The organism is Streptomyces sp. NPDC059874 (genome assembly GCF_042731135.1).
GTDB lineage: Bacteria > Actinomycetota > Actinomycetes > Streptomycetales > Streptomycetaceae > Streptomyces.
Window position 1 is genome coordinate 33,288 of sequence record NZ_JBHWJY010000046.1, and the last position, 18,612, is coordinate 51,899.

Genomic DNA, 18,612 nt, shown 5'->3' on the forward strand with positions numbered 1-18,612 from the left:
ATTGACGCACAGTGACTCCATGGAGCGTATGGACATCGTCGAGGAAGCACAGCAGCCGGCGCCGCCCGTGACCTTCACGGGTCGCAAGACGCTCGTGGCGGCCGCGGTCGCGGTGGTCCTGATCGCCGGGGCCCTGCTGATCAGGCCGGCCCGGGCAGGTGACGACGCCCGCCCGCCGGGGCCGAGCGACCGGGCCGCGTCGGCCGTCGGCATGGGCGCGCCCGTGGCCGCGGTGGACCTGACGGCGCTGGTCGCGGACCGGGAGAAGTGGCTGGCCAAGCACGCGGACGACGAGGCCTCGTGGGCGGTGCTGGGTGCGGCCTACCTGGAGCATGCGCGGCGCACGGCCGACTCGGGTTGGTACCCGAAGGCGGAGAAGGCGCTGAAGCGGTCTCTGGAGCTCCGCCCGGCCGACAAGGGCAACTTCGACGCGATGACGGGCATGGGCACGCTGGCCAACGCCCGCCGGGACTTCGGGACCGGGAAGAAGTGGGGCGAGCTCGTACGGGCGCAGGCGCCGAAGCAGTGGACGGCGTACCCGGTGCTCGTGGACGCGTACTCGGGGCTCGGCGACTACAAGGGCGCGCAGAGGGCGATGGAGCGGCTGCTGGAGCTGCGGCCGGGTCTGGCGGCGTACGTGCGGGCCTCGCAGGTGTACCGGGACCGCGGCTGGCGCGAGGACGCGGCGGTGGCCATGGAGCAGGCGGCGGGCGATGCGAAGACCCCGGCGGAGAAGGCGTACGCGCTGTTCCGGCTCGGGGAGCTGTCCTGGGAGCGGGGCGAGACGGAGGAGGCTCTGGGCTACTACGAGGGCGCCCTGCGGGCCGACCCCGCCCAGGCGCAGGCCCTGGGCGGCCGGGCCCGCGCGCTGGCCGCGCTGGGCCGTGGCGGTGAGGCGGTCCGGGACTACCGGCTGGCGCTGGGGCGGGCCCCGGTTCCGCAGGTGGCGAGGGAACTGGGCGAGCTGCTGGAATCGCTGGGGCGCGCAGAGGAGGCGCGGGAGGCGTACGACATGCTGACCGGGCTGGCGGCCCGGGACGGCACGAACGGGGTCGACGACGACGTGGTGCTGGGGCTGCACGAGGCGGACCACGGCGATCCGGCCGCGGCGGTGCGGCGGCTCTCGGAGGAGTGGTCGCGGCACAAGAGCGTGCAGGTCGCGGACGCGCTCGGGTGGGCGCTGCACCGGGCGGGCGAGGACGTGGCGGCGCTGGAGTACGCGAAGAAGGCGACGGAGACGGGGCTGCGGAGCGCGGAGTTCTCGTACCACCGGGCGATGATCGAGCGCGGCGTCGGCGACGAGGCGGCGACGCGGCGCCACCTCCAGGAAGCCCTCCGCACCAACCCGAGCTTCTCCCCTTTGCGGAGCCCGCTGGCGAAGGAGGCCCTGGCGGCGATCGCCGCGCCGCCGGCGGGGGGCCCGGAGAACCTCCTCCCGACCACGCCCTGGGTGGCCCCGGACCTCCCGAAGCCGAAGCCGGTGGCAAAGCCGGTGGCGAAGCCGAAGCCGTCCCCGTCCGCCCGCTGACGGAGCCGCGGCCCCTCCCCTCCCGGGGCCGCGACCCCTGCGGGCGGATGTCCGGCTCAAAGCTCCGGGGCTCCGCCCCGTACCCCGCGCCTCAAACGCCGGCGGGGCTGGATTTCGCCCGGCCTCTGGGTCCGGGCGGAGCCCAGGATGCCGCGCAGCGGCACATCCAGCCCCGCCGGCGTTTGAGGCGCGGGGTCTGGGGCGGAGCCCCGGCAGCGGCGGCGCGCATGCGCACGGGCCGAGCCCCGGCGGCTGCGCGCATGCGCACGGGCGGACCCCCCGGCGGCAGCCGACCGGCGGCGGCCAAGGGGTCCGGGCAGCGCAACCTAAAGGTTGCCCCGCTTGGCCTGCTCCCGCTCGATCGCCTCGAACAGCGCCTTGAAGTTGCCCTTGCCGAAGCCCATCGACCCGTGCCGCTCGATCATCTCGAAGAAGACCGTCGGCCGGTCCTGCACCGGCTTGGTGAAGATTTGCAGCAGGTAGCCGTCCTCGTCACGGTCGACGAGGATCTTCAGCTCGCGCAGGGTCTCCACGGGAACCCGCGTCTCGCCTGCCCACTCGCCCAGCGTGTCGTAGTACGAGTCCGGCGTGTCCAGGAACGAGACGCCCGCCGCCCGCATCGACCGCACGGTCGCCACGATGTCGTTGGTGGCCAGCGCGATGTGCTGGACGCCGGCGCCGCCGTAGAACTCCAGGTACTCGTCGATCTGCGACTTCTTCTTCGCGATCGCCGGCTCGTTGATCGGGAACTTCACCTTCAGGGTGCCGTCCGCGACGACCTTCGACATCAGCGCCGAGTACTCGGTCGCGATGTCGTCGCCCACGAACTCCTTCATGTTCGTGAAGCCCATGACCTTGTTGTAGAAGGCGACCCACTCGTTCATGCGGCCGAGCTCGACGTTGCCCACGCAGTGGTCGATGGCCTGGAAGGTGCGCTTGGCCGGCGGCTCGACCATCGGGTCGACGGCGACGAAGCCCGGCAGGTAGACGCCGGTGTAGTCGCCGCGCTGCACGAGCGTGTGGCGGGTCTGGCCGTACGTGGCGATGGCGGCCAGCGTCACCGTGCCGTGCTCGTCCTTGACCTCGTACGGCTCGTCCAGGCCGCGCGCGCCGTGCTCGACGGCGTACGCGTACGCCGCCCGCACGTCCGGGACCTCGATGGCGAGGTCGATGACGCCGTCACCGTGGGCGGTGACGTGCTCTTCGAGGAAGCGGCCGTGGTCCGTCGTCGCCTTGATGACCGACGTCAGGACGAAGCGCGCGGCGCCGTTGGTCAGGACGTAGCTGGCCGTCTCCCGGACGCCGTTCTCCGGTCCGGAGTACGCCACGAGCTTCATGCCGAAGGCGGTCGAGTAGAAGTGCGCGGCCTGCTTGGCGTTGCCGACGGCGAAGACGACCGCGTCCATGCCCTTCACCGGGAAGGGATCTGCCTCACGCGCGGTGTGGGGGGTGGTTTCGATGGTCTCAGTCATGAGCGCAGAGTCCCGCCGATCCACAAGCTGCGCAATAGTTTCCATTTCTGCTGTACATACTGCCCAGCCCAGGCGGAGGATGGCTGAGACATCTGTGCACTATGACCACCCCGGAGGCACCCGTGGGCATCGACGAACTCGACGGCCGTCTCATCGTCCTGCTGGCCCGCGAGCCCAGGATCGGTGTTCTGGAGGCTTCACGCCGTCTGGGCGTGGCCCGCGGGACGGTGCAGGCCCGTCTCGACCGGCTCCAGTCGAACGGGGTCATCCGCGGGTTCGGCCCGCAGGTCGATCCGGCCGCGCTGGGGTATCCGGTGACCGCCTTCGCCACCCTGGAGATCAAGCAGGGCCAGGGGGCAGACGTACGGGCCCACCTGGCCGGGGTGCCGGAAGTACTGGAGCTGCACACCACCACGGGGCACGGGGACATGCTGTGCCGGCTCGTGGCCCGGTCCAACGCCGATCTCCAGCGGGTGATCGACCGGGTCGTCGCCTTCGAGGGGATCGTCCGGGCCTCGACGGCGATCGTGATGGAGAACCCGGTGCCGCTGCGGATCATCCCGCTGGTCGAACAGGCGGCGGAGGACGACGACCGCTGACCTCCGGCCCGAGTTCCAAAGAAGACGTTGCAAAGAAACCCTTGCATAGGAGTCTTTGCAACTCTACTGTTGAGCCATGCCCGAGAAGCCCGAGCCCCAGAAGCCCAACGAGCCCGCTCAGCCCGTCGAGCCCAAGGTCCGTACCCTCGACGCCCGTTCATTGCGCGGCCTCGCCCACCCCCTGCGCATGCGCATGCTCGCCGCCCTACGCCACGACGGCCCCGCCACCGCCTCCCAACTGGCCGAACGACTCGGGGAGTCCAGCGGCGCCACCAGCTATCACCTGCGGCAGCTCGCGGCGCACGGGTTCGTCGAGGACGCGCCCGAGCACGGCAAGGGCCGGGAGCGCTGGTGGCGGGCCGCCCACGACGGCACCCAGTTCGACGAGTCGCTGATGTACGACGGCGACCCGGAGACGCGCGGCGCCGCCGAGACCTTCCTGCACGAGATCGCGACGTTCCACACGCAGGAGCTGAGCACCTGGCTCGGCGACGCCCACACCTGGTCCAGGGAGTGGCGCCGCGCTGCGGAGCTCAGCGACTTCACGCTGCACCTGACGCCCGAACAGACCTATGAACTGAGCCGAAAGATGAACGAGTTGGTCAACAGCTACCGCGACCTACCCCCGGCGGAAGGCATGGAGACGGTCCGCATCCACACGCACGCCTTCCCCCGTCGCAGCGGCAACTAGCCACCGCGCCACCCTCGTTTCCCAGAAGGAGTACCACCATGCACGCCTTCACCCACGCCGCCGACCACGCCACCCGCACCGCCGAACTGGCCGCCCAGGCCGCCGCCTGGCGCCTCGGCGCCTCGGTGGACGGCGCCCCCGCTCTGCGCGACCGGCTCGGCGAGGCCTTGATCGCCGTCGGGATCGGCCTGATGCGCCCGGAGCGCATCCACAGCCGCGTCCAGCACGATCTCGCGGCATGAGCAGGCGGCCGTTCACCGCGATCCTGGCCGCCAACACGATCTCCATAGCCGGGAGTTCGCTCACCCTGATCGGCGTCCCGTGGTTCGTGCTGCAGACCACGGGCAGCGCCGGCCGGGCCGGGGTCGTCGCCTTCTGCGCCACCCTGCCCATCATCGTGGCGGCCCTGGTCGGCGGACCGGTCATCGACCGGATCGGCCGCCGCCGGGTCTCCGCCCTCTCCGACCTGATCTGCGGGCTGGCGGTCGGCGCGATCCCGCTCCTGCACTACGCGGGCCTGCTGGAGTTCTGGATGCTGTGCGCGCTGATGGCCCTCGGCGGCCTCGTGCACACCCCGGGCCTGACCGCCCGCCACGTACTCCTGCCCGACCTCGCCGAGCACGCCGGCACCACCGTCGCCCGCGCCGCGAGCCTCTACGACGCGGTCTCGCGCGGAGCGCGGATGATCGGGGCCGCGCTGGCCGGCGTACTGATCGCGGCCTTCGGCGCCGAGACCGTACTGCTGTTGGACGCGGCGACCTTCGGGGCGTCGGCGCTGCTGGTCTCCGCCTTCCTTCGCGGGGTCCCGGCCGCAGAACCCCAACGGGCCGCCGGAAAGGTGTCCTTCGCGGTCTACCGCACCGAACTCGTCGAGGGCTGGATCTTCCTGACCCGTTCGCGCCTGCTCATGGGCATCACCGTGATGGTGATGATGACCAACGGCCTCGACCAGGGCTGGTCCTCCGTGCTGCTGCCCGTGCACGCGCAGGACGCCCTCGGCGGGGCCACCGCCATGGGCCTGCTGGTCTCCCTGTTCGGCGGCTCCGCGCTCCTCGGCGCCCTGCTCTACGGGGCCTGGGGCGAACGCTTCCCCCGCAGGGCCGTCTTCGCGGCGGCCTTCCTGGCCTCCGGGGCCACCCGCTACGTGGTGGCCGCGTTCACCGACACCACGCTCCCGCTCGCGGTGACGATGGCCCTGGCCGGACTGGGGGCGGGCATGCTCAACCCGATCCTGTCCACGGTGATGTACGAGCGGGTGCCGGATCAGCTGCGCAGCCGCGTCTCCGGGGTGACCACGGCGGGCTGCGAACTCACCATGCCGGTGGGCGGTCTCGCCGCCGGTCTGCTGGTCGACGGCTTCGGGGCGGCGCAGGCACTGCTCCTGTTCGGCGGCACCTATCTGCTGACGACGCTCGCCCCGCTGGTCTTCCCGGCATGGCGCGCCATGAACGCCGGCGGGCTCAGCAGGACGGAACGTCCTCTCCCCGACCCAACCCGCGAAGGGCGTTCACCGCATCCGTCAGCGAAGTGACGGGGACCAGCCGCAGCCCCTCGGGGAGTTCGGAGAGCGCGTCCGAGCACTCCGCCTTCGGTACGAGGAACACGGTCGCCCCGTCGCGCCGCGCGGCCTGGGTCTTCAGCGCCACTCCCCCGACCGCACCGACCTCTCCGGCGGCGGTGATGGTCCCGGTACCGGCGATGGTCTGCCCACCGGTGAGATCGCCGCCGCTGCCGTCGCCGTCGAGCTTGTCGACGATGCCGAGGGAGAAGAGCAGCCCGGCGCTGGGACCGCCGACGTCGGCGAGGTTGAGCTCGACCTTCACGTCCTTGGGGTCCTTGTGGAGGAAACCGAGGGCGGCGTCGGTGGCGGCCGACTGGGACTTGGCCATTTCCTCCAGATTGTGCTCTTCGATCTCCTTGTCGGTTCCGCCCGAGGAGTAGACGGCCTCCCTGGGCATGACCGCCCGGGTGGTGTCGAACCAGTCGCCGACGAGGTCGGGCAGGTTCACGGTCGTGGAGGGGCCGGTGGCCTGGATGGTGGTCATCCGGAGCTGGCCCTTGGTATCCCGGGTCGGGGCGCCGGAGACGGAGATGACGGCCTTGCCGTCCCGCTCACCCAGCACGTCGGCCGTGAGCCCGGGCTGGGCGATCACGAACGGCAGGGGCGCGAGGGCCGCGACGGCGAACAGCCCGACCACGGGCACGGCACAGACGGCCAGTGCGGCGGGACGCGACAGACGCATGAGACGAGAGAGCACCCGCCCAATCTAGCCGCCCGCACCCCGACGCCCGGCAACCCCTGCCGCAGCCCTCCGCCCCACAGGGACAACCCCAGCCCCGGCAGTACCAGCCCGCCGGGGCAACCTCAGCCCCGCCGGGGCAATCTCAGCGCCGCCGAGGGCAACCTCAGCCCAGCCAGGGGCAACCTCAGCCCCGCCGGCGTTTGAGGCGCGGGGGCCCGGGGGCAGAGCCCCCGGCAACGGCGCCGCACCGGCACACACACCGGCACCCGGCACGGGACCGGCGGCCTAGCGAAGGGCGTCGGCGACTTCCCGCGCCGCGTCGACCACCCGCGGCCCCACCCGCTCCGGCACCGCGTCGGCCAGCATGACGACGCCGACGCTGCCCTCCAGCCCGGTGATCCCCACCAGCGGCGCGGCAGCGCCACTGGCGCCCGCTTCGAGCTCGCCGTGGGTCAGCGTGTACCCCGGCTCGATCAGCGAGCCCTGACGGGCCGCCAGAATGGCCCGCCCGGCGGCCCCGCGGTCCAGCGGGTGGCGGAAGCCGGGCCGGTAGGCCACGTGGTAGTCCGTCCAGGTCGGTTCCACCACGGCGACGGCGAGCGCCTCGGAGCCGTCGACGAGGGTCAGGTGCGCGGTGGCCCCGATGTCCTCGGCGAGGGACCGCAGCGCGGGCAGCGCGGCTTCGCGCACCAGCGGGTGCACCTGCCGCCCGAGGCGCAGTACCCCGAGCCCGACGCGGGCCCGGCCGCCGAGGTCACGGCGGACCAGGGCGTGCTGTTCCAGAGTTGCGAGGAGTCGGTAGACCACGGTGCGGTTGACACCGAGGCGGTTGGAGAGCTCGGTGACGGTCAGACCGTGGTCGGTGTCGGCGAGCAGTTTGAGGACTCTGAGCCCTCTGTCGAGAGTCTGGGAGGTTTCCGCGGTCACGACGCCTCTCCCTCTTTCGGTGAGCGGCGGTGACTCTCGGGTGACGCACGTCGCCGGTCCCGCGGCGACGCACGGAGAGGCCGCCGGTAGCGGCCATTGCACCGGCTGCGCTCCCGCGGCGGCGCTGCCACGGTGCGTTCAATGCGGGGACAGTAGCGAGCAGGTCCGCTCAGCGGAAGGCCTCGTCCAGAATCCGGGCGCCTACTACCCCTTTATGCCGGTTCCGTAAGGCCGACGGGGGCCTTTCGGAGGCCCGCCGGGTCCGGTCCGCCTGTAGGACCGCACGAGTGCGATCGGGTCCGTTCCTGGACGAAGCCGGGGGCCCGTGCGACGCTCCGCAACGGACCCCGCGTCACTCTCCGTGAGGCCCGGGCGGGCTCACCGCATGCGGGTGGCCCACTCCTGCACCTTCTTGATCCGCTCGCGCAGCTGTCCCGCGGTCGCCTCCGCGCTCGGCGGTCCGCCGCAGACCCGGCGGAGCTCCGTGTGGATCACCCCGTGGGGCTTGCCGCTCTGGTGGACGTACGCGCCGACCATGGTGTTCAGCGACTTGCGCAGTTCCAGCAGTTCCTTGTGCGAGACCACCGGACGCCGTTCCGCCGGCAGCTCCAGCAGGTCCGCCTCCGCGTCCGGCTTGCGGCGGCTGTGCGCGATCTGCCGGGACTGCCGCTTCTGGAGGAGCATCTGCACCTGGTCCGGCTCCAGCAGGCCGGGGATGCCGAGGTAGTCCTGCTCCTCCTCGCTGCCCGGGTGCGCCTGCATGCCGAATTCGGCGCCGTCGTACAGGACCCGGTCGAAGACCGCGTCGGACTCCAGCGCCTCGAAGGACATCTGCTCGTCCTCGCCGGTGTCCTCGTCCTCCTGCTTGTTCGCCTCGTCCATCTCCTTCTCGGACTCGGCGTACGGATCCTCCTCGCCCTGCTTCTTGGGCTTGTCGAGGACGTGGTCGCGCTCGACTTCCATCTCGTTGGCGAAACCGAGGAGATAAGGAATGGTCGGAAGGAACACGGATGCGGTCTCGCCACGCCTGCGTGATCGCACGAAGCGCCCGACGGCCTGCGCGAAGAACAGCGGGGTCGAGATCGTCGTCGCGTACACGCCGACCGCGAGGCGCGGTACGTCGACGCCCTCGGACACCATCCGGACGGCGACCATCCAGCGGTCCTGGTTGACGCTGAAGTCGTCGATCCGCTTCGACGCGCCGGTGTCGTCGGAGAGGACGACGGTCGCCTTGGTCCCGGTGATCTCGCGGATCAGCTTGGCGTAGGCGCGCGCCGAGTCCTGGTCGGAGGCGATGACGAGCCCGCCTGCGTCCGGGATGCCCTTCCTGACCTCGGTCAGCCGCTGGTCGGCGGCGCGCAGTACGTTCGGCATCCAGTCGCCCCGCGGGTCGAGCGCGGTGCGCCAGGCCTGCGAGATGGCGTCCTTGGTCATCGGCTCGCCGAGCCGGGCCGCGATCTCGTCGCCCGCCTTGGTGCGCCAGCGCATGTTGCCGCTGTAGGACAGGAAGATCACGGGCCGCACGACGCCGTCGCCGAGCGCGTTGCCGTAGCCGTACGTGTAGTCGGCCGAGGAGCGCCGGATCCCGTCGTTCCCCTCCTCGTACGTGACGAAGGGGATGGGATTGGTGTCGGACCGGAAGGGCGTACCCGTCAGGGCGAGCCGCCGGGTCGCCGGGTCGAAGGCCTCCAGGCAGGCCTCGCCCCAGGACTTCGAGTCGCCGGCGTGGTGGATCTCGTCCAGGATCACGAGGGTCTTGCGCTGCTCGCACCGGTTGCGGTGGAGCATCGGGCGGACGCCCACACCCGCGTAGGTGACGGCGACCCCGTGGTAGTCCTTGCTGAGCGGTCCCGCCGAGTACTCGGGGTCCAGCCGGATGCCTATCCGGGCCGCCGCCTCCGCCCACTGCTTCTTCAGGTGCTCGGTCGGCGCGACGACCGTGACCTGCTGGACGACGTGGTGGTGCAGCAGCCACGAGGCGAGGGTCAGCGCGAAGGTGGTCTTGCCGGCGCCGGGCGTGGCGACGGCGAGGAAGTCCCTCGGCTGTTTCTGGATGTAGCGGTCCAGCGCTCCCTGCTGCCAGGCGCGCAGCTTGCCCGCGGTACCCCAAGGGGCACGGCCGGGGAAGGCGGGTGAGAGGTGGTGGGAGGCGGTAGTAGTCACGGTCTCCGGTTCGGGCTCTCGGCGTACTCGCGTACTGGCATGGGCAGTCGTACGTAGGACAACCGGGCCACCTTACCGGGACGGGCCCGCCCCTCGCGGAGGGACAGGCCCGTGACCTCGGCCGGTGCGGTGAGCGTCACACACGGGTCTCAGCCCGCGAACCTCGGGAGCTGCGCCGCGATCTTGGGCACGTCGAGAGCTCCTTGGCACACGTCGAGCACGAACTGCTCGGCCTCGTCCACATCGAAGTCCCCGTCGAGCGGGTGCCCGTTCATGTGGAGGAAGACCCAGGTCGCGTACCAGGCGATGCGCTTGTTCCCGTCCACCAGTCCGTAGTTCCGGGCGAGCGATTCCATCAGGGCCGCCGCCTTCTGCCAGACGTCCGGGTAGGCGTCCTGGCCGAACACGCCGGCTTGGGGGCGGGCGAGCGCCGAGTCGAGCAGACCGTAGTCGCGCACCTCGTTCGCCCCGAGTCGCTCCGCGAGATTCAGCAGCTCGGGGAGCGTGAGGTAGTGCATCAGGCAAGCCTCCGGTTCAGCTCGGCACTCGCCTTCAGTACGTGCTCCGCCGCCTCGTTGAACAGCCGGGAGTGTTCGTTTACGGCCTTGATGACCGCGTCGTGCGCGAAGGACTGCATGCTCCGGCCCTCCGCTTCGGCGCGCTCGCGCAGGGCGTCCAGCTCTTCTTCGGTGAATCTGACGTTGAGACCAGCCATGACACGACGGTACCGCGTGGTACCAGCCGGTGTCACGCGCTTTCGGGAACCGGCTCCAGCCGGGTCGCGACCCACGCCCCCACCAGCGCCACGCAGGCCATCGGCAGGAACACCACCACGAACGCCGCCGGGTGCGAGGCCGACCCGCCGGCGGTCACCGCGTGCGCGGCCCCGACCGCCCCGCCGCCCAGCGCGGCGAACGCCGCCCCACCCGCGGCCAGCAGCACCACGTTGGCGAGCGCGTCCGAGATCTGCAGCGCCGCCGAATTGGATCCCGCCTGCTCCGGCGCGGACAGCTTCAGCAGCAGCACGCTCGTGGAGCCGATCACCAGCCCCATGCCCAGGCAGCCGACCGCCCAGGCCGGCGCCAGCGTCCACACCGGCACCGACTCGATCAGCACGGCCGGCGCGGCCACGATGGCGAGGGCCACCATCACCATCCCGCCCACCATCAGCCGCTCCCGGTACGGGGCCATCCGCCCCTTCGACTGCACCCACGACCCGCCCGCCCAGGTCACCCCGCCGAGCGCGAGCGAGAACCCGGCCATCGTCGGGCTCAGCCCCCGCTGGGTGACCAGCATCAGCGGTACGAAGCTCTCGGCCGCGATGAACGACCCGGCGGCCACCCCGCGCAGCAGCACCACCGACGGCAGCCCGCGCCGCGCCCGGTACGTCCCGCGCGGCAGCAACCCCAGCACGGCGGGCACCAGCAGCGCCACGCCGGCCGCTCCCGGCACCAGGGACCACCACTTCAAATCCTGGGCGGCGTACTGCAACAACCCGGCCCCCACCGAGATCCCCAGGGCCAGCCGGATCCGCCGCCGGTCGAACGCCACGGGCGGGGCATCCGGGTCGACGGGCCCGGACGCGGTCCTGCGTATCGCGGGAAGCGCGACGCAGAGGGGGACGACGACCAGGGCCGGGATTCCGAGGAACACCCACCGCCACCCGAGGTGCTCGGTGACGGTCCCGGCCGCCAGCGGCCCGACGATCGACGGCACGACCCAGCTCGCCGCGAAGGCCGCCATGATCGCGGGCCGCAGCCGTTCCTCGTACGCCCTGCTCACCACCACGTACAGCGCGACGATGACCAGCCCGCCGCCGAAGCCCTGCACGGCCCGCCCGAGGACGAACACCCCCATGACCTGGGCGGTCCCGGAACACACCAGCCCGGCGGCAAAGGCACCGATCCCGACGGTCAGCGGCCGCAACGGCCCTTGCCGGTCGGCCCACTGCCCTGACAGGACCATGCCGAAGAGGCTGGTGGTGAAGTAGGCGGAGAACCCGAAGGCGTACAGCCCGACCCCGTCCAGCTCCCGCGCGGCGACGGGCATGGCCGTGCCCACGGCGGTCGCCTCGAAGGCGATCAGGAAGACGACGGAGATGATCCCGATGCTGAGCGTCCGGTAGGCCGCCCCGAGGATCCCGCCCGGCGACGGGGCCTGGACGGGCGCGGTCATCTCGGGCACGCGGGGTTCAAGGGCACTCATCGCCCCAGCGTAAGGTCCGTCTCCGCTTTTCGACCCTGTCCTTTGGGCGGATCCCGCCCTGGTCCCCCGGACCTAGGGCCTCCGCCCGACTGTGAACGCGACATGGCAGTCGTATTGCACCCCGCGGGGAAGCCTTCCCCCGCCCCGCGGACCCCCATAACGTCTTACTCGTCACCACCACACAGCCGTGTGCCCGAGTGGTTGAGGGACTCGCCTGCAAAGCGAGTTACGCCGGTTCGATTCCGGTCACGGCTTCGGCGGAAGGCCGCTCAGGGGCAGGCGCTCCCCTGGGCGGCCTTCACCATGTGTGGGGCCTTCAGGCGCCACACTGGTTCTGCTGCTTGGCAGCGTCCACGTACTTCGTCATGAGCGTGGTGAACAGAGCCCGTGAGGTGCCGGGCTTCATGTGCTCGACGGAACCACTGATCCCCAGCTCGAGCTCGAAGGAGTCCGTGGACCCCTTACAGGTGAGGGCGACGCGAGCACCCGTGTTCCACACGATCCCCTTGTCGCCGAGGGGCAGCGGATCCGGCGCGGGCTGGTTCGGATCGGTGGGGGGCCAGGTGATGCTCTGCCCCAGGGGCCGGCGCTCGGCCGTGACGAGTACCCGGCCCTTGCCGTCGACGTAGACGTTGCAGGTCGCCCCTCGGCGTTCGGCCGTCAACCGGGCATCGACGGGTGCGTCCTCCTTCACCTCTTCGCCGGAGCCCATCAGCGGCTCCAGGTCGGACCTCGTGAAGACGCCGAAGCAGGTACGCTCCGGCAACTGCGGCGTCGCCGCCTTCTTCTCCTCGGCACAGCCACTCAGGGCCACCGCCAGGACCAGCGTGACGGCGCCTGCGAGGGCGGTGCGGGAACCGCTCATCAGGAGCCGCCGTTCGACGTGGCGACCTGGCCGCGGCCGACCGCGTGGGCGTTCGCCGTCTCCGTCGAAGCCACGCCCGCGAGGGCGTCGATGGTCCGCTGGCTCATGCCGGTTCCCTCCACGGCCTTGCGCACCGATTGCGCCGCGGACTCGCCGGCCTGCATCTGCGCGTTCGTGTAGTCGAGCACCGCCTTGTGATCGGCCTCGCCCGTCTTCTCCGCCTGGTCCTTCTTGGCCCGCTCCACAACGCCCTCCGTGATGTCCTCCTGGAGCCACTCCACGACATCCCCGGCGAGCGGCACCATCTCCAGGTATTTACCACCGGCCGCGCTGATCCCGCGGTTGATCCACTTGGCGTTGTCCTCGACGCCCTTGACGTACTCCTCAGCCTTGTGACCGTTCTCGGCGAACGTGCCCTCGGCGCGGGCCTCGGACAGGATGCCGGCGATCTGGCCTCCGGGGTGCACGGCGCTCTTGATCGCCGCGTCCAGGTCCTCGTACTCGGCCCGGTGCGCGACGACGTCGTTGATGAGGGTGGTCGTGAACGCCCGCTGGGAGTTGGTGATGGCGCCGTACGCGTCCGGGTCCTGGCCCACCGCACCGATGAAGGCAGCCATGTCGGCCTTGTGGAACTCGGCCATCACGCCGTTGACCTTGATCATCCGGCTGCCGTTCTCCGCCGATGCCTGCATGTCCGGCATGTACTCGGCCGCCATCTGGCCGAAGTGCCCGGAGAGCCCCTTCAGCGGGCCGTCGGGGTCACCCGGCTTCGCCACGACCAGCTCCGGCTTGTCGCCGATCTTCTCGACGACCCGCTCCATGACGGCCGCCATCTCCTTGGTGTGCGGAACCGGCTTCGCGTCCTCGTCACCGGCCGCACGCCCCGAGACGGCCGCTTCGAGGGCGCCGCCCAACGCCTCCTGCGCGGGGCCGGCTTCGCCGTACGGGTGGGTGGGGGTCCGGTCGAAGGCGTCGGCCCACGACTCCTTGTCGAGCATGTAGTCGACCATGCCCCGGTCCTTGCCGTGCTGCCCGTCCACGACCTTGTCGGCCGTGGTGACGATGCCGTCGCCGTTGCTGTCCTGGCGGACCGGCTCGTTGAAGAAGGCCGTCGCCGCGTCCGGGTTGTGGGACATCGCGTCCATCAGGCCCGTCAGCGGGTAGAAGCCCCGGCTGCCGTCCTTGCCCTGACTGAGCACCGTCTTCGGGTCGTACGGGGACCCGTGCTCCCAGGCCTTCGGGTTCTCGCGGTCGAACGCGACCATGTCCCGCCCGACCGAGGTCAGGAAGTCCTTGTCGTACTTGCCCTCGTGGAGCAGCGCGCCCAGCGCCTGGTAGCCGTAGATCTTGCTGGTCAGATCGCCGGTGACCTGCATCTCCTTGCGGCCGGCCTTCATCAGGTCGGTCGTCCACGCCGCGTCCAGGTGGTTCGGCGAGTTCTTCTGCGTGGCGAGCCCCAGCATCGCGCCCATGTCGTTCTGGATGTTCCCGACCATCGCCAGGCGGTCCTTGCCCGCCTCGCCCAGGGTCGACGCGTCGATGGACAGCTTCGCGTACGCCTCGAGCGTGCCCTCGGGGCCGAGCTTGCGGTAGAAGTCCGGTGCGAACTCGGCGTCGTTGCGGTTGTCGTCGAGCAGGTCCTCCAGCTCGCGCAGCGCTTCGGGGTTGCGGGCCACGCCGCCCGGCTCCTTGCTGAGCTTCTTCATCAGCTCGGCCGCCCGGTCGGCCTGTTCGCCGTCCAGAGTGGTGTACTTCGGCGCGGTGAAGTCGTGGTCGTCGGAGGCATTGGCGCGCAGCGCGCGGGCCAGGGAGTCGTCGGCGTCCGCGACGTCCTCGACGAGCCGGTCCACCTTCGCCTGCCAGGCCTTGCGGTTCTCCTCCTGCTTCCGCAGGAATTCGGGGTAGTCCGGGTCGTGCCGGGCCGCGTACTGGGTCTTCGGGTCCATCGGAATGGCCGAGACCTTGCCGGCCGCGTCCACGCGGAACCCGGCGGCCGGGGCCTCCTCGTCGACGGTCTTCTTCAGCGCGTCCCGGGCCGTCTTGATGGTGGTGTGGCCGTCGCTGAGGAGCTGGTGAACGCCCTTGGCCGCCTTGGCCGCGTCCTCGAACTCCTTGGCCGTCTTGTCGACGAACGCCCTTCCGACACCGGCCGTGACCCCGCTCCACTCGGCCTTGTCGGACTTCGCCTTCATGCCGTTGCGAGCGGCCTCGGCCATCTCGTCCAGCTTGTCGGCCATGGCCTTCCAGTCGGTGACCGCCGTCTGGAGCTTGTCCAGCGGGGCGTGCATCACGTTCTCGTACGTCAGCATGCGCGCGGCCTACTTCAGGTACTTGTCGATGGCGGACACGGTGAAATCGGCCTGGAGCTGCTGCTCGTCCTTGGCATGGGACTTGACCGAGTAGTTCAGGCCGTTGGAGATGTTCGCGCAGGCGGCCACCAGGGTCTTCACCTGGCTCTCCCAGGTGCTGTTGAGCTTGAGCAGCGCCGCCCCGCTCCCGAAGTTCTCCTTCGTGAGCGCCCCTGCCGCTTCGCCGGTGGCGGTGGCGGCGTGCTTGCCGTCGGTCTGGAGGCGGGTGTGCAGCTTGTACGCCTCGGAGCCGACGGCCCCGATGTGGTCCTGGTTGAGCTCCAGGTCCCCACCACCACCGCCGCCGCCGCCGGGGTCGACCGGCACCTGGTTGAGGCGCATGGCCACATTGGCACTGGCCGTGGCGCGCGCCGCCGACCATTCCTCGTCGAACGACATCGCGTGAACTCCTGTGTGGGGGGTGCTGGTGGGGTCAGCGGTTCCGGCGTACTACGACCGCCGTGACGGCACCGCCGATCAGCAGGCAGGCTCCCAGACCGAGCCCGATCCAGGGAAGGAGGCTGCCGTCCTTCTTCTCCTCGGCCTGGGGGGCGGGGGCGGGGGCGGGGGAGTTGGGGGCCTTTGCGTCCGAGGAACCGGCGGGCGCCTTGGACGCCGCCGCGGCTGCCGCCAGGTCGGGCAGGGGATACACATCGGCCGGGCCGGGGTCGCCGGGGGTGGGCACCGCGATGCGGGGGCGGACCACGCCGTAGCCGACGTAGTCGTTGCGCTCGGCGCCGGTGGTGGGCTTGCCGGCGGTGTTCAGGAGCACGCGGAGGACCTGGTTGTTGGTCCAGTCGGGGTGCACGGACCAGAGGAGGGCGGCGGAGGCGGAAGCGAGGGCCGAGGCGTCGCTTGTGCCGTGCGTCTTACACAACCCTGTCTTGCCGGTGCAAGACGTGACAATGTCGACTCCGGGCGCGGACAGGTCGATCTGGGGGCCGTGCTGCGACTCCTTCGTCGCCTCTCCCTTGGCGTCAACTGCGCCGACGCCGACCACTCCAGGGGTTGCGGCGGGATACATGACCTTGTTTAGCGTATCCCCGTCATTGCCGGCACCGGCAAAGATCAGCTTCCCCTTGGAAATCGCGTACTTGACCGCGTCAGCCCTCTCCCGGTCATCCTCCGGTGTTCCGGAGATAGCCAAGGAAATATTGATGACCTTGGCATCCGAGTCCGCCGCGTAACGAATGGCCTCGACCCACGACGGCGTCTTCGCCCCCTCCAGCATGTTTGGCACGCGGATCGGGAGGATCTTGACGCCTGGCGCGAGCCCGTAGGAGCCGTCACCGCTTGGGTGCTTTCCGGTTGCGGCGATCATCGCAGACACGCCGGTACCGTGACCGTCGTAGTCGTTGTCCTTGTCTGCCGCTGCATCACCGGCGGGGAAGACTGCGCCGGGCAGGACTTGACCTTGCAGTTCCGGAATGCGGTTCACACCGGTATCGATCACCGCGACGGTGATGCCCTTTCCGGTGCTGGTCTTCCAGATTTCGTCGGCCTTCATGGCGTCGAGATGCCACTGCTGCGACCGAATGGTCGCAGCGTGGGCCGGGGTCGCGGCGACCCCGGCCAGCAGGAGACCCACCAGGGCCGAGGTCGCCTTACGCATGCGCATCCCGTGCAAAGTCCGTTCTGCTCAGTCGATCACCGGCGGAACAACGCGACGGTTGCCCTGCCAGGTCTCTTCGTCCTCGGCCAGGTAGTCGGGGCGGTCGCCCCCCTGGTCGTCCCGTCGATTGCCCGCAGTGCGTGCACCCGCGCCCGCGTGGCCCACGGCACCCGCTCCGGCACCACCGGAGCTATTGCGCACGAGGCCTGAACCGCCCTGGGTGAACGGCTGACCACCTGGGGCCAGACGGTTGCCGGCACCGGCCTGACGCCCACCGACGACACCGCCCGGTTCCATGGCCAGGCGACGGCCCACCGGGGACCCGCCCGGGCCGTGGGAGGCGCCCGGGCCATGCCCCATACCGCCGCCCATGGCACGGCCCGCCTGAGGGCCTTCGCCGATGACCGTGCCGCGCGGGATACTCGCACTGGGGCCATTGGTGGTCACTTGACGACCACCCATGATGCCCGTGTCACGCGGCGGCAGGCCAGGGGGACCACCGAGCTTCCCGAGGGGACCGCTCGTGCCCGGGAGCGGGGCGAGGGGGCCAGGCCCCTTCAGTCCGCCGATCGGCGGGCTGGTCATGGGCGGAACGAACGGGCCGGGGGTGGGAAGGCCCGGGCCGGTGGGCGGCGGGCCCTGGGGCGTAGGCGTCGCCGGGGGCACGCCCTGGGTAGTCGGAGGAGGAAGCGTGCCGACCGTGTCGAGGTCCACGTCCACTTCCTGTTCGAGGTTCTGCGGCTGGGGGTCCGGCGCCGTCCTCGGAGGCAGCACGTTGTCCGCCTGCGGCGGGCTCGGGATCACACCCGGGTCCGACGGGGCGCTGGTTCGCGGGCCCGACGTCGTGTACGGAGAACTGGACGAACCGCCTCCGCCAGACCCTCCCCCCTGACGTTCCATGTCTTCCGAGCCATAGACGTTCTGCGGCACGAGCACCTCGGGCGGCGGCGGAAACGTCGGCACCTCCGCCTTGTTCATCTCCCCCGACGACTGCTCGTACGACTGCGCCAGGTTGTTCATCAGCCGAACCGCCTCGCGGTGGTCCGAGTCCAGCTTCTTCTGCGCGTCCGCGCCGATCTTCGGTGCGTCCGGGTCGTTGTGGTACTTCCGGGCCGCTTCCAGGTTCGCGGTCGCGTCCGCGTCGACGACGGGCATCTTCGCCGCCTCGTGCATCAGCTGGACGGTGCGGCCCATCCATTCGGAGCCCGTCTTGCTGTACTCGCTCAGGCGCAGCGTCGCGTTGCCCGCACGGCCGACCCACTCCTGGTAGGCGGTCGCTCCTTCGCCCTCCCAGCCGGTCACGACGTGGTTCTTGAGCTTCTCCGCGATCTTGGCGATGTCGTCGGAGGCCTTCTTCAGCTGGTCCGCCCGCGCCTGCACCGTCTCGGGGTCGATCCCAGCGATCATCGCCCGCAGCTGCTGGTGCGAGTAACCGTCAAAAGTCGTTGCCATTAGACCGTACCGCCCGACGTGTCGCCAGAAGTGCCAGTTGTGCCCGGAGCCGTGGTGGTGGGCGGCGGGTTCGTGGCCTTCAGGCGGGCCTGCTCCTCGACCCACGGGTCGCGCTCCGGCACGTACTCCTTCTCCGCTTCCTTGGCGAGGGCCGCCATGCGCCGCTTGGTGTCGTCATCCACCGCGCCGTAGCCCTTGCCCGCCGACAGGATCGCGATGCCCAGGGCCTCGATCGTCCCCGCCAGCCCCTTCGAGAGCTTCTGCAGTTCCGTGATGACGGTGTCGTACGACTTGAAGAGGGCGTCGGCCTCCGGGAAGCCCTTGCCGAGCTTGCCCGCCGGCAGGGTGTTGTCCGCGAGCTTCTCGTGGTTCGCGTGGGAGCCGGTCAGGTCCTCCAGCAGGACGTCCACCATGTTCTTGTACTCGCTCAGCGAGTCGAACTGGACGGACAGTGCCTTCGCACTCGCCGTCCCGAACATCCCTGGCTCGATCATCAATGCCACGTTG

The 18,612-nt window shown here is 70.7% G+C and carries 18 protein-coding genes and 1 tRNA gene; 6 read left to right on the top strand and 13 right to left on the bottom strand.

The window, feature by feature from the left end; translation table 11 throughout:
- Positions 1 to 19: 19 nt before the first annotated feature.
- The gene (locus ACFV9H_RS24915) at positions 20 to 1,528 is read left to right on the top strand and encodes a tetratricopeptide repeat protein (RefSeq protein WP_385401971.1); all 1,509 of its coding nucleotides are present in this window, start codon (positions 20 to 22) and stop codon (positions 1,526 to 1,528) included.
- Positions 1,529 to 1,854: 326 nt separating this feature from the next.
- Here the strand turns inward: ACFV9H_RS24915 and hppD are convergent, their stop codons facing one another.
- Complete coding sequence (gene hppD, locus ACFV9H_RS24920; RefSeq protein ID WP_385401974.1) at positions 1,855 to 3,000, bottom strand: 4-hydroxyphenylpyruvate dioxygenase; 1,146 nt, start codon at positions 2,998 to 3,000, stop codon at positions 1,855 to 1,857.
- Positions 3,001 to 3,122: 122 nt separating this feature from the next.
- On the opposite strand from hppD, the gene ACFV9H_RS24925 reads away from it, so the two are divergent.
- From ACFV9H_RS24925 to ACFV9H_RS24940, 4 genes are all read left to right on the top strand, one after another.
- Positions 3,123 to 3,599, top strand: a complete 477-nt coding sequence (locus tag ACFV9H_RS24925) for an Lrp/AsnC family transcriptional regulator (protein WP_385402027.1) — start codon at positions 3,123 to 3,125, stop codon at positions 3,597 to 3,599.
- Positions 3,600 to 3,675: 76 nt separating this feature from the next.
- A complete protein-coding gene (locus tag ACFV9H_RS24930) occupies positions 3,676 to 4,290 on the top strand; it encodes an ArsR/SmtB family transcription factor (protein ID WP_385401976.1) in 615 nt (204 codons plus the stop codon).
- Positions 4,291 to 4,328: 38 nt separating this feature from the next.
- Positions 4,329 to 4,532 carry a hypothetical protein gene (locus tag ACFV9H_RS24935; RefSeq protein ID WP_385401978.1) on the top strand — a complete coding sequence of 68 codons (204 nt, stop codon included), beginning with the start codon at positions 4,329 to 4,331 and terminating at the stop codon, positions 4,530 to 4,532.
- The gene (locus tag ACFV9H_RS24940) at positions 4,529 to 5,821 is read left to right on the top strand and encodes an MFS transporter (protein ID WP_385401980.1); all 1,293 of its coding nucleotides are present in this window, start codon (positions 4,529 to 4,531) and stop codon (positions 5,819 to 5,821) included. The genes ACFV9H_RS24935 and ACFV9H_RS24940 overlap by 4 nt, the downstream gene beginning before the upstream one ends.
- Here ACFV9H_RS24940 and ACFV9H_RS24945 read toward each other — a convergent pair.
- The 6 genes from ACFV9H_RS24945 to ACFV9H_RS24970 form a co-directional block, all read right to left on the bottom strand.
- Positions 5,751 to 6,533, bottom strand: coding sequence for a PDZ domain-containing protein (locus tag ACFV9H_RS24945; protein ID WP_385402029.1), 783 nt, complete (start codon positions 6,531 to 6,533; stop codon positions 5,751 to 5,753). The two genes, ACFV9H_RS24940 and ACFV9H_RS24945, sit on opposite strands and share 71 nt — an antisense overlap.
- Before the next feature lie 285 nt (positions 6,534 to 6,818).
- Positions 6,819 to 7,460, bottom strand: coding sequence for a helix-turn-helix domain-containing protein (locus tag ACFV9H_RS24950; protein ID WP_329384979.1), 642 nt, complete (start codon positions 7,458 to 7,460; stop codon positions 6,819 to 6,821).
- 378 nt (positions 7,461 to 7,838) lie between these two features.
- Entirely contained in the window at positions 7,839 to 9,623 is a 1,785-nt protein-coding gene (locus tag ACFV9H_RS24955) for a DEAD/DEAH box helicase (RefSeq protein WP_385401982.1), read from the bottom strand.
- Positions 9,624 to 9,772: 149 nt separating this feature from the next.
- The gene (locus ACFV9H_RS24960; RefSeq protein WP_385401985.1) at positions 9,773 to 10,141 is read right to left on the bottom strand and encodes a type II toxin-antitoxin system death-on-curing family toxin; all 369 of its coding nucleotides are present in this window, start codon (positions 10,139 to 10,141) and stop codon (positions 9,773 to 9,775) included.
- Entirely contained in the window at positions 10,141 to 10,338 is a 198-nt protein-coding gene (locus tag ACFV9H_RS24965; RefSeq protein WP_030031080.1) for an Arc family DNA-binding protein, read from the bottom strand. Before ACFV9H_RS24965 ends, ACFV9H_RS24960 begins: the two co-directional genes overlap by 1 nt.
- A gap of 32 nt (positions 10,339 to 10,370) precedes the next feature.
- Positions 10,371 to 11,828 (bottom strand): MFS transporter, encoded by a 1,458-nt coding sequence (locus tag ACFV9H_RS24970; RefSeq protein ID WP_385401987.1) that lies wholly within the window; start codon positions 11,826 to 11,828, stop codon positions 10,371 to 10,373.
- A gap of 183 nt (positions 11,829 to 12,011) precedes the next feature.
- Between ACFV9H_RS24970 and ACFV9H_RS24975 the strand changes: the two genes are divergently transcribed.
- A tRNA-Cys gene (locus ACFV9H_RS24975) sits at positions 12,012 to 12,083 on the top strand.
- 61 nt (positions 12,084 to 12,144) lie between these two features.
- On the opposite strand, the gene ACFV9H_RS24980 is transcribed toward ACFV9H_RS24975, so the two are convergent.
- Genes ACFV9H_RS24980 through ACFV9H_RS25005 form a run of 6 tightly spaced genes read right to left on the bottom strand, consistent with a single transcriptional unit; the run spans position 12,145 to position 18,599 of the window.
- Positions 12,145 to 12,693, bottom strand: coding sequence for a hypothetical protein (locus ACFV9H_RS24980; RefSeq protein WP_385401990.1), 549 nt, complete (start codon positions 12,691 to 12,693; stop codon positions 12,145 to 12,147).
- The gene (locus tag ACFV9H_RS24985; RefSeq protein ID WP_385401991.1) at positions 12,693 to 15,002 is read right to left on the bottom strand and encodes a hypothetical protein; all 2,310 of its coding nucleotides are present in this window, start codon (positions 15,000 to 15,002) and stop codon (positions 12,693 to 12,695) included. The genes ACFV9H_RS24980 and ACFV9H_RS24985 overlap by 1 nt, the downstream gene beginning before the upstream one ends.
- Positions 15,003 to 15,011: 9 nt before the next feature.
- Positions 15,012 to 15,440 (bottom strand): hypothetical protein, encoded by a 429-nt coding sequence (locus ACFV9H_RS24990; protein ID WP_385401993.1) that lies wholly within the window; start codon positions 15,438 to 15,440, stop codon positions 15,012 to 15,014.
- 34 nt (positions 15,441 to 15,474) lie between these two features.
- Positions 15,475 to 16,659: a type VII secretion-associated serine protease mycosin gene (gene mycP, locus ACFV9H_RS24995; protein ID WP_385401995.1), complete on the bottom strand. Its 1,185-nt coding sequence runs from the start codon at positions 16,657 to 16,659 to the stop codon at positions 15,475 to 15,477.
- 21 nt (positions 16,660 to 16,680) lie between these two features.
- Positions 16,681 to 18,105, bottom strand: coding sequence for a WXG100 family type VII secretion target (locus tag ACFV9H_RS25000; RefSeq protein ID WP_385401998.1), 1,425 nt, complete (start codon positions 18,103 to 18,105; stop codon positions 16,681 to 16,683).
- Complete coding sequence (locus ACFV9H_RS25005) at positions 18,105 to 18,599, bottom strand: hypothetical protein (RefSeq protein WP_385402001.1); 495 nt, start codon at positions 18,597 to 18,599, stop codon at positions 18,105 to 18,107. The genes ACFV9H_RS25000 and ACFV9H_RS25005 overlap by 1 nt, the downstream gene beginning before the upstream one ends.
- Positions 18,600 to 18,612 lie beyond the last annotated feature (13 nt).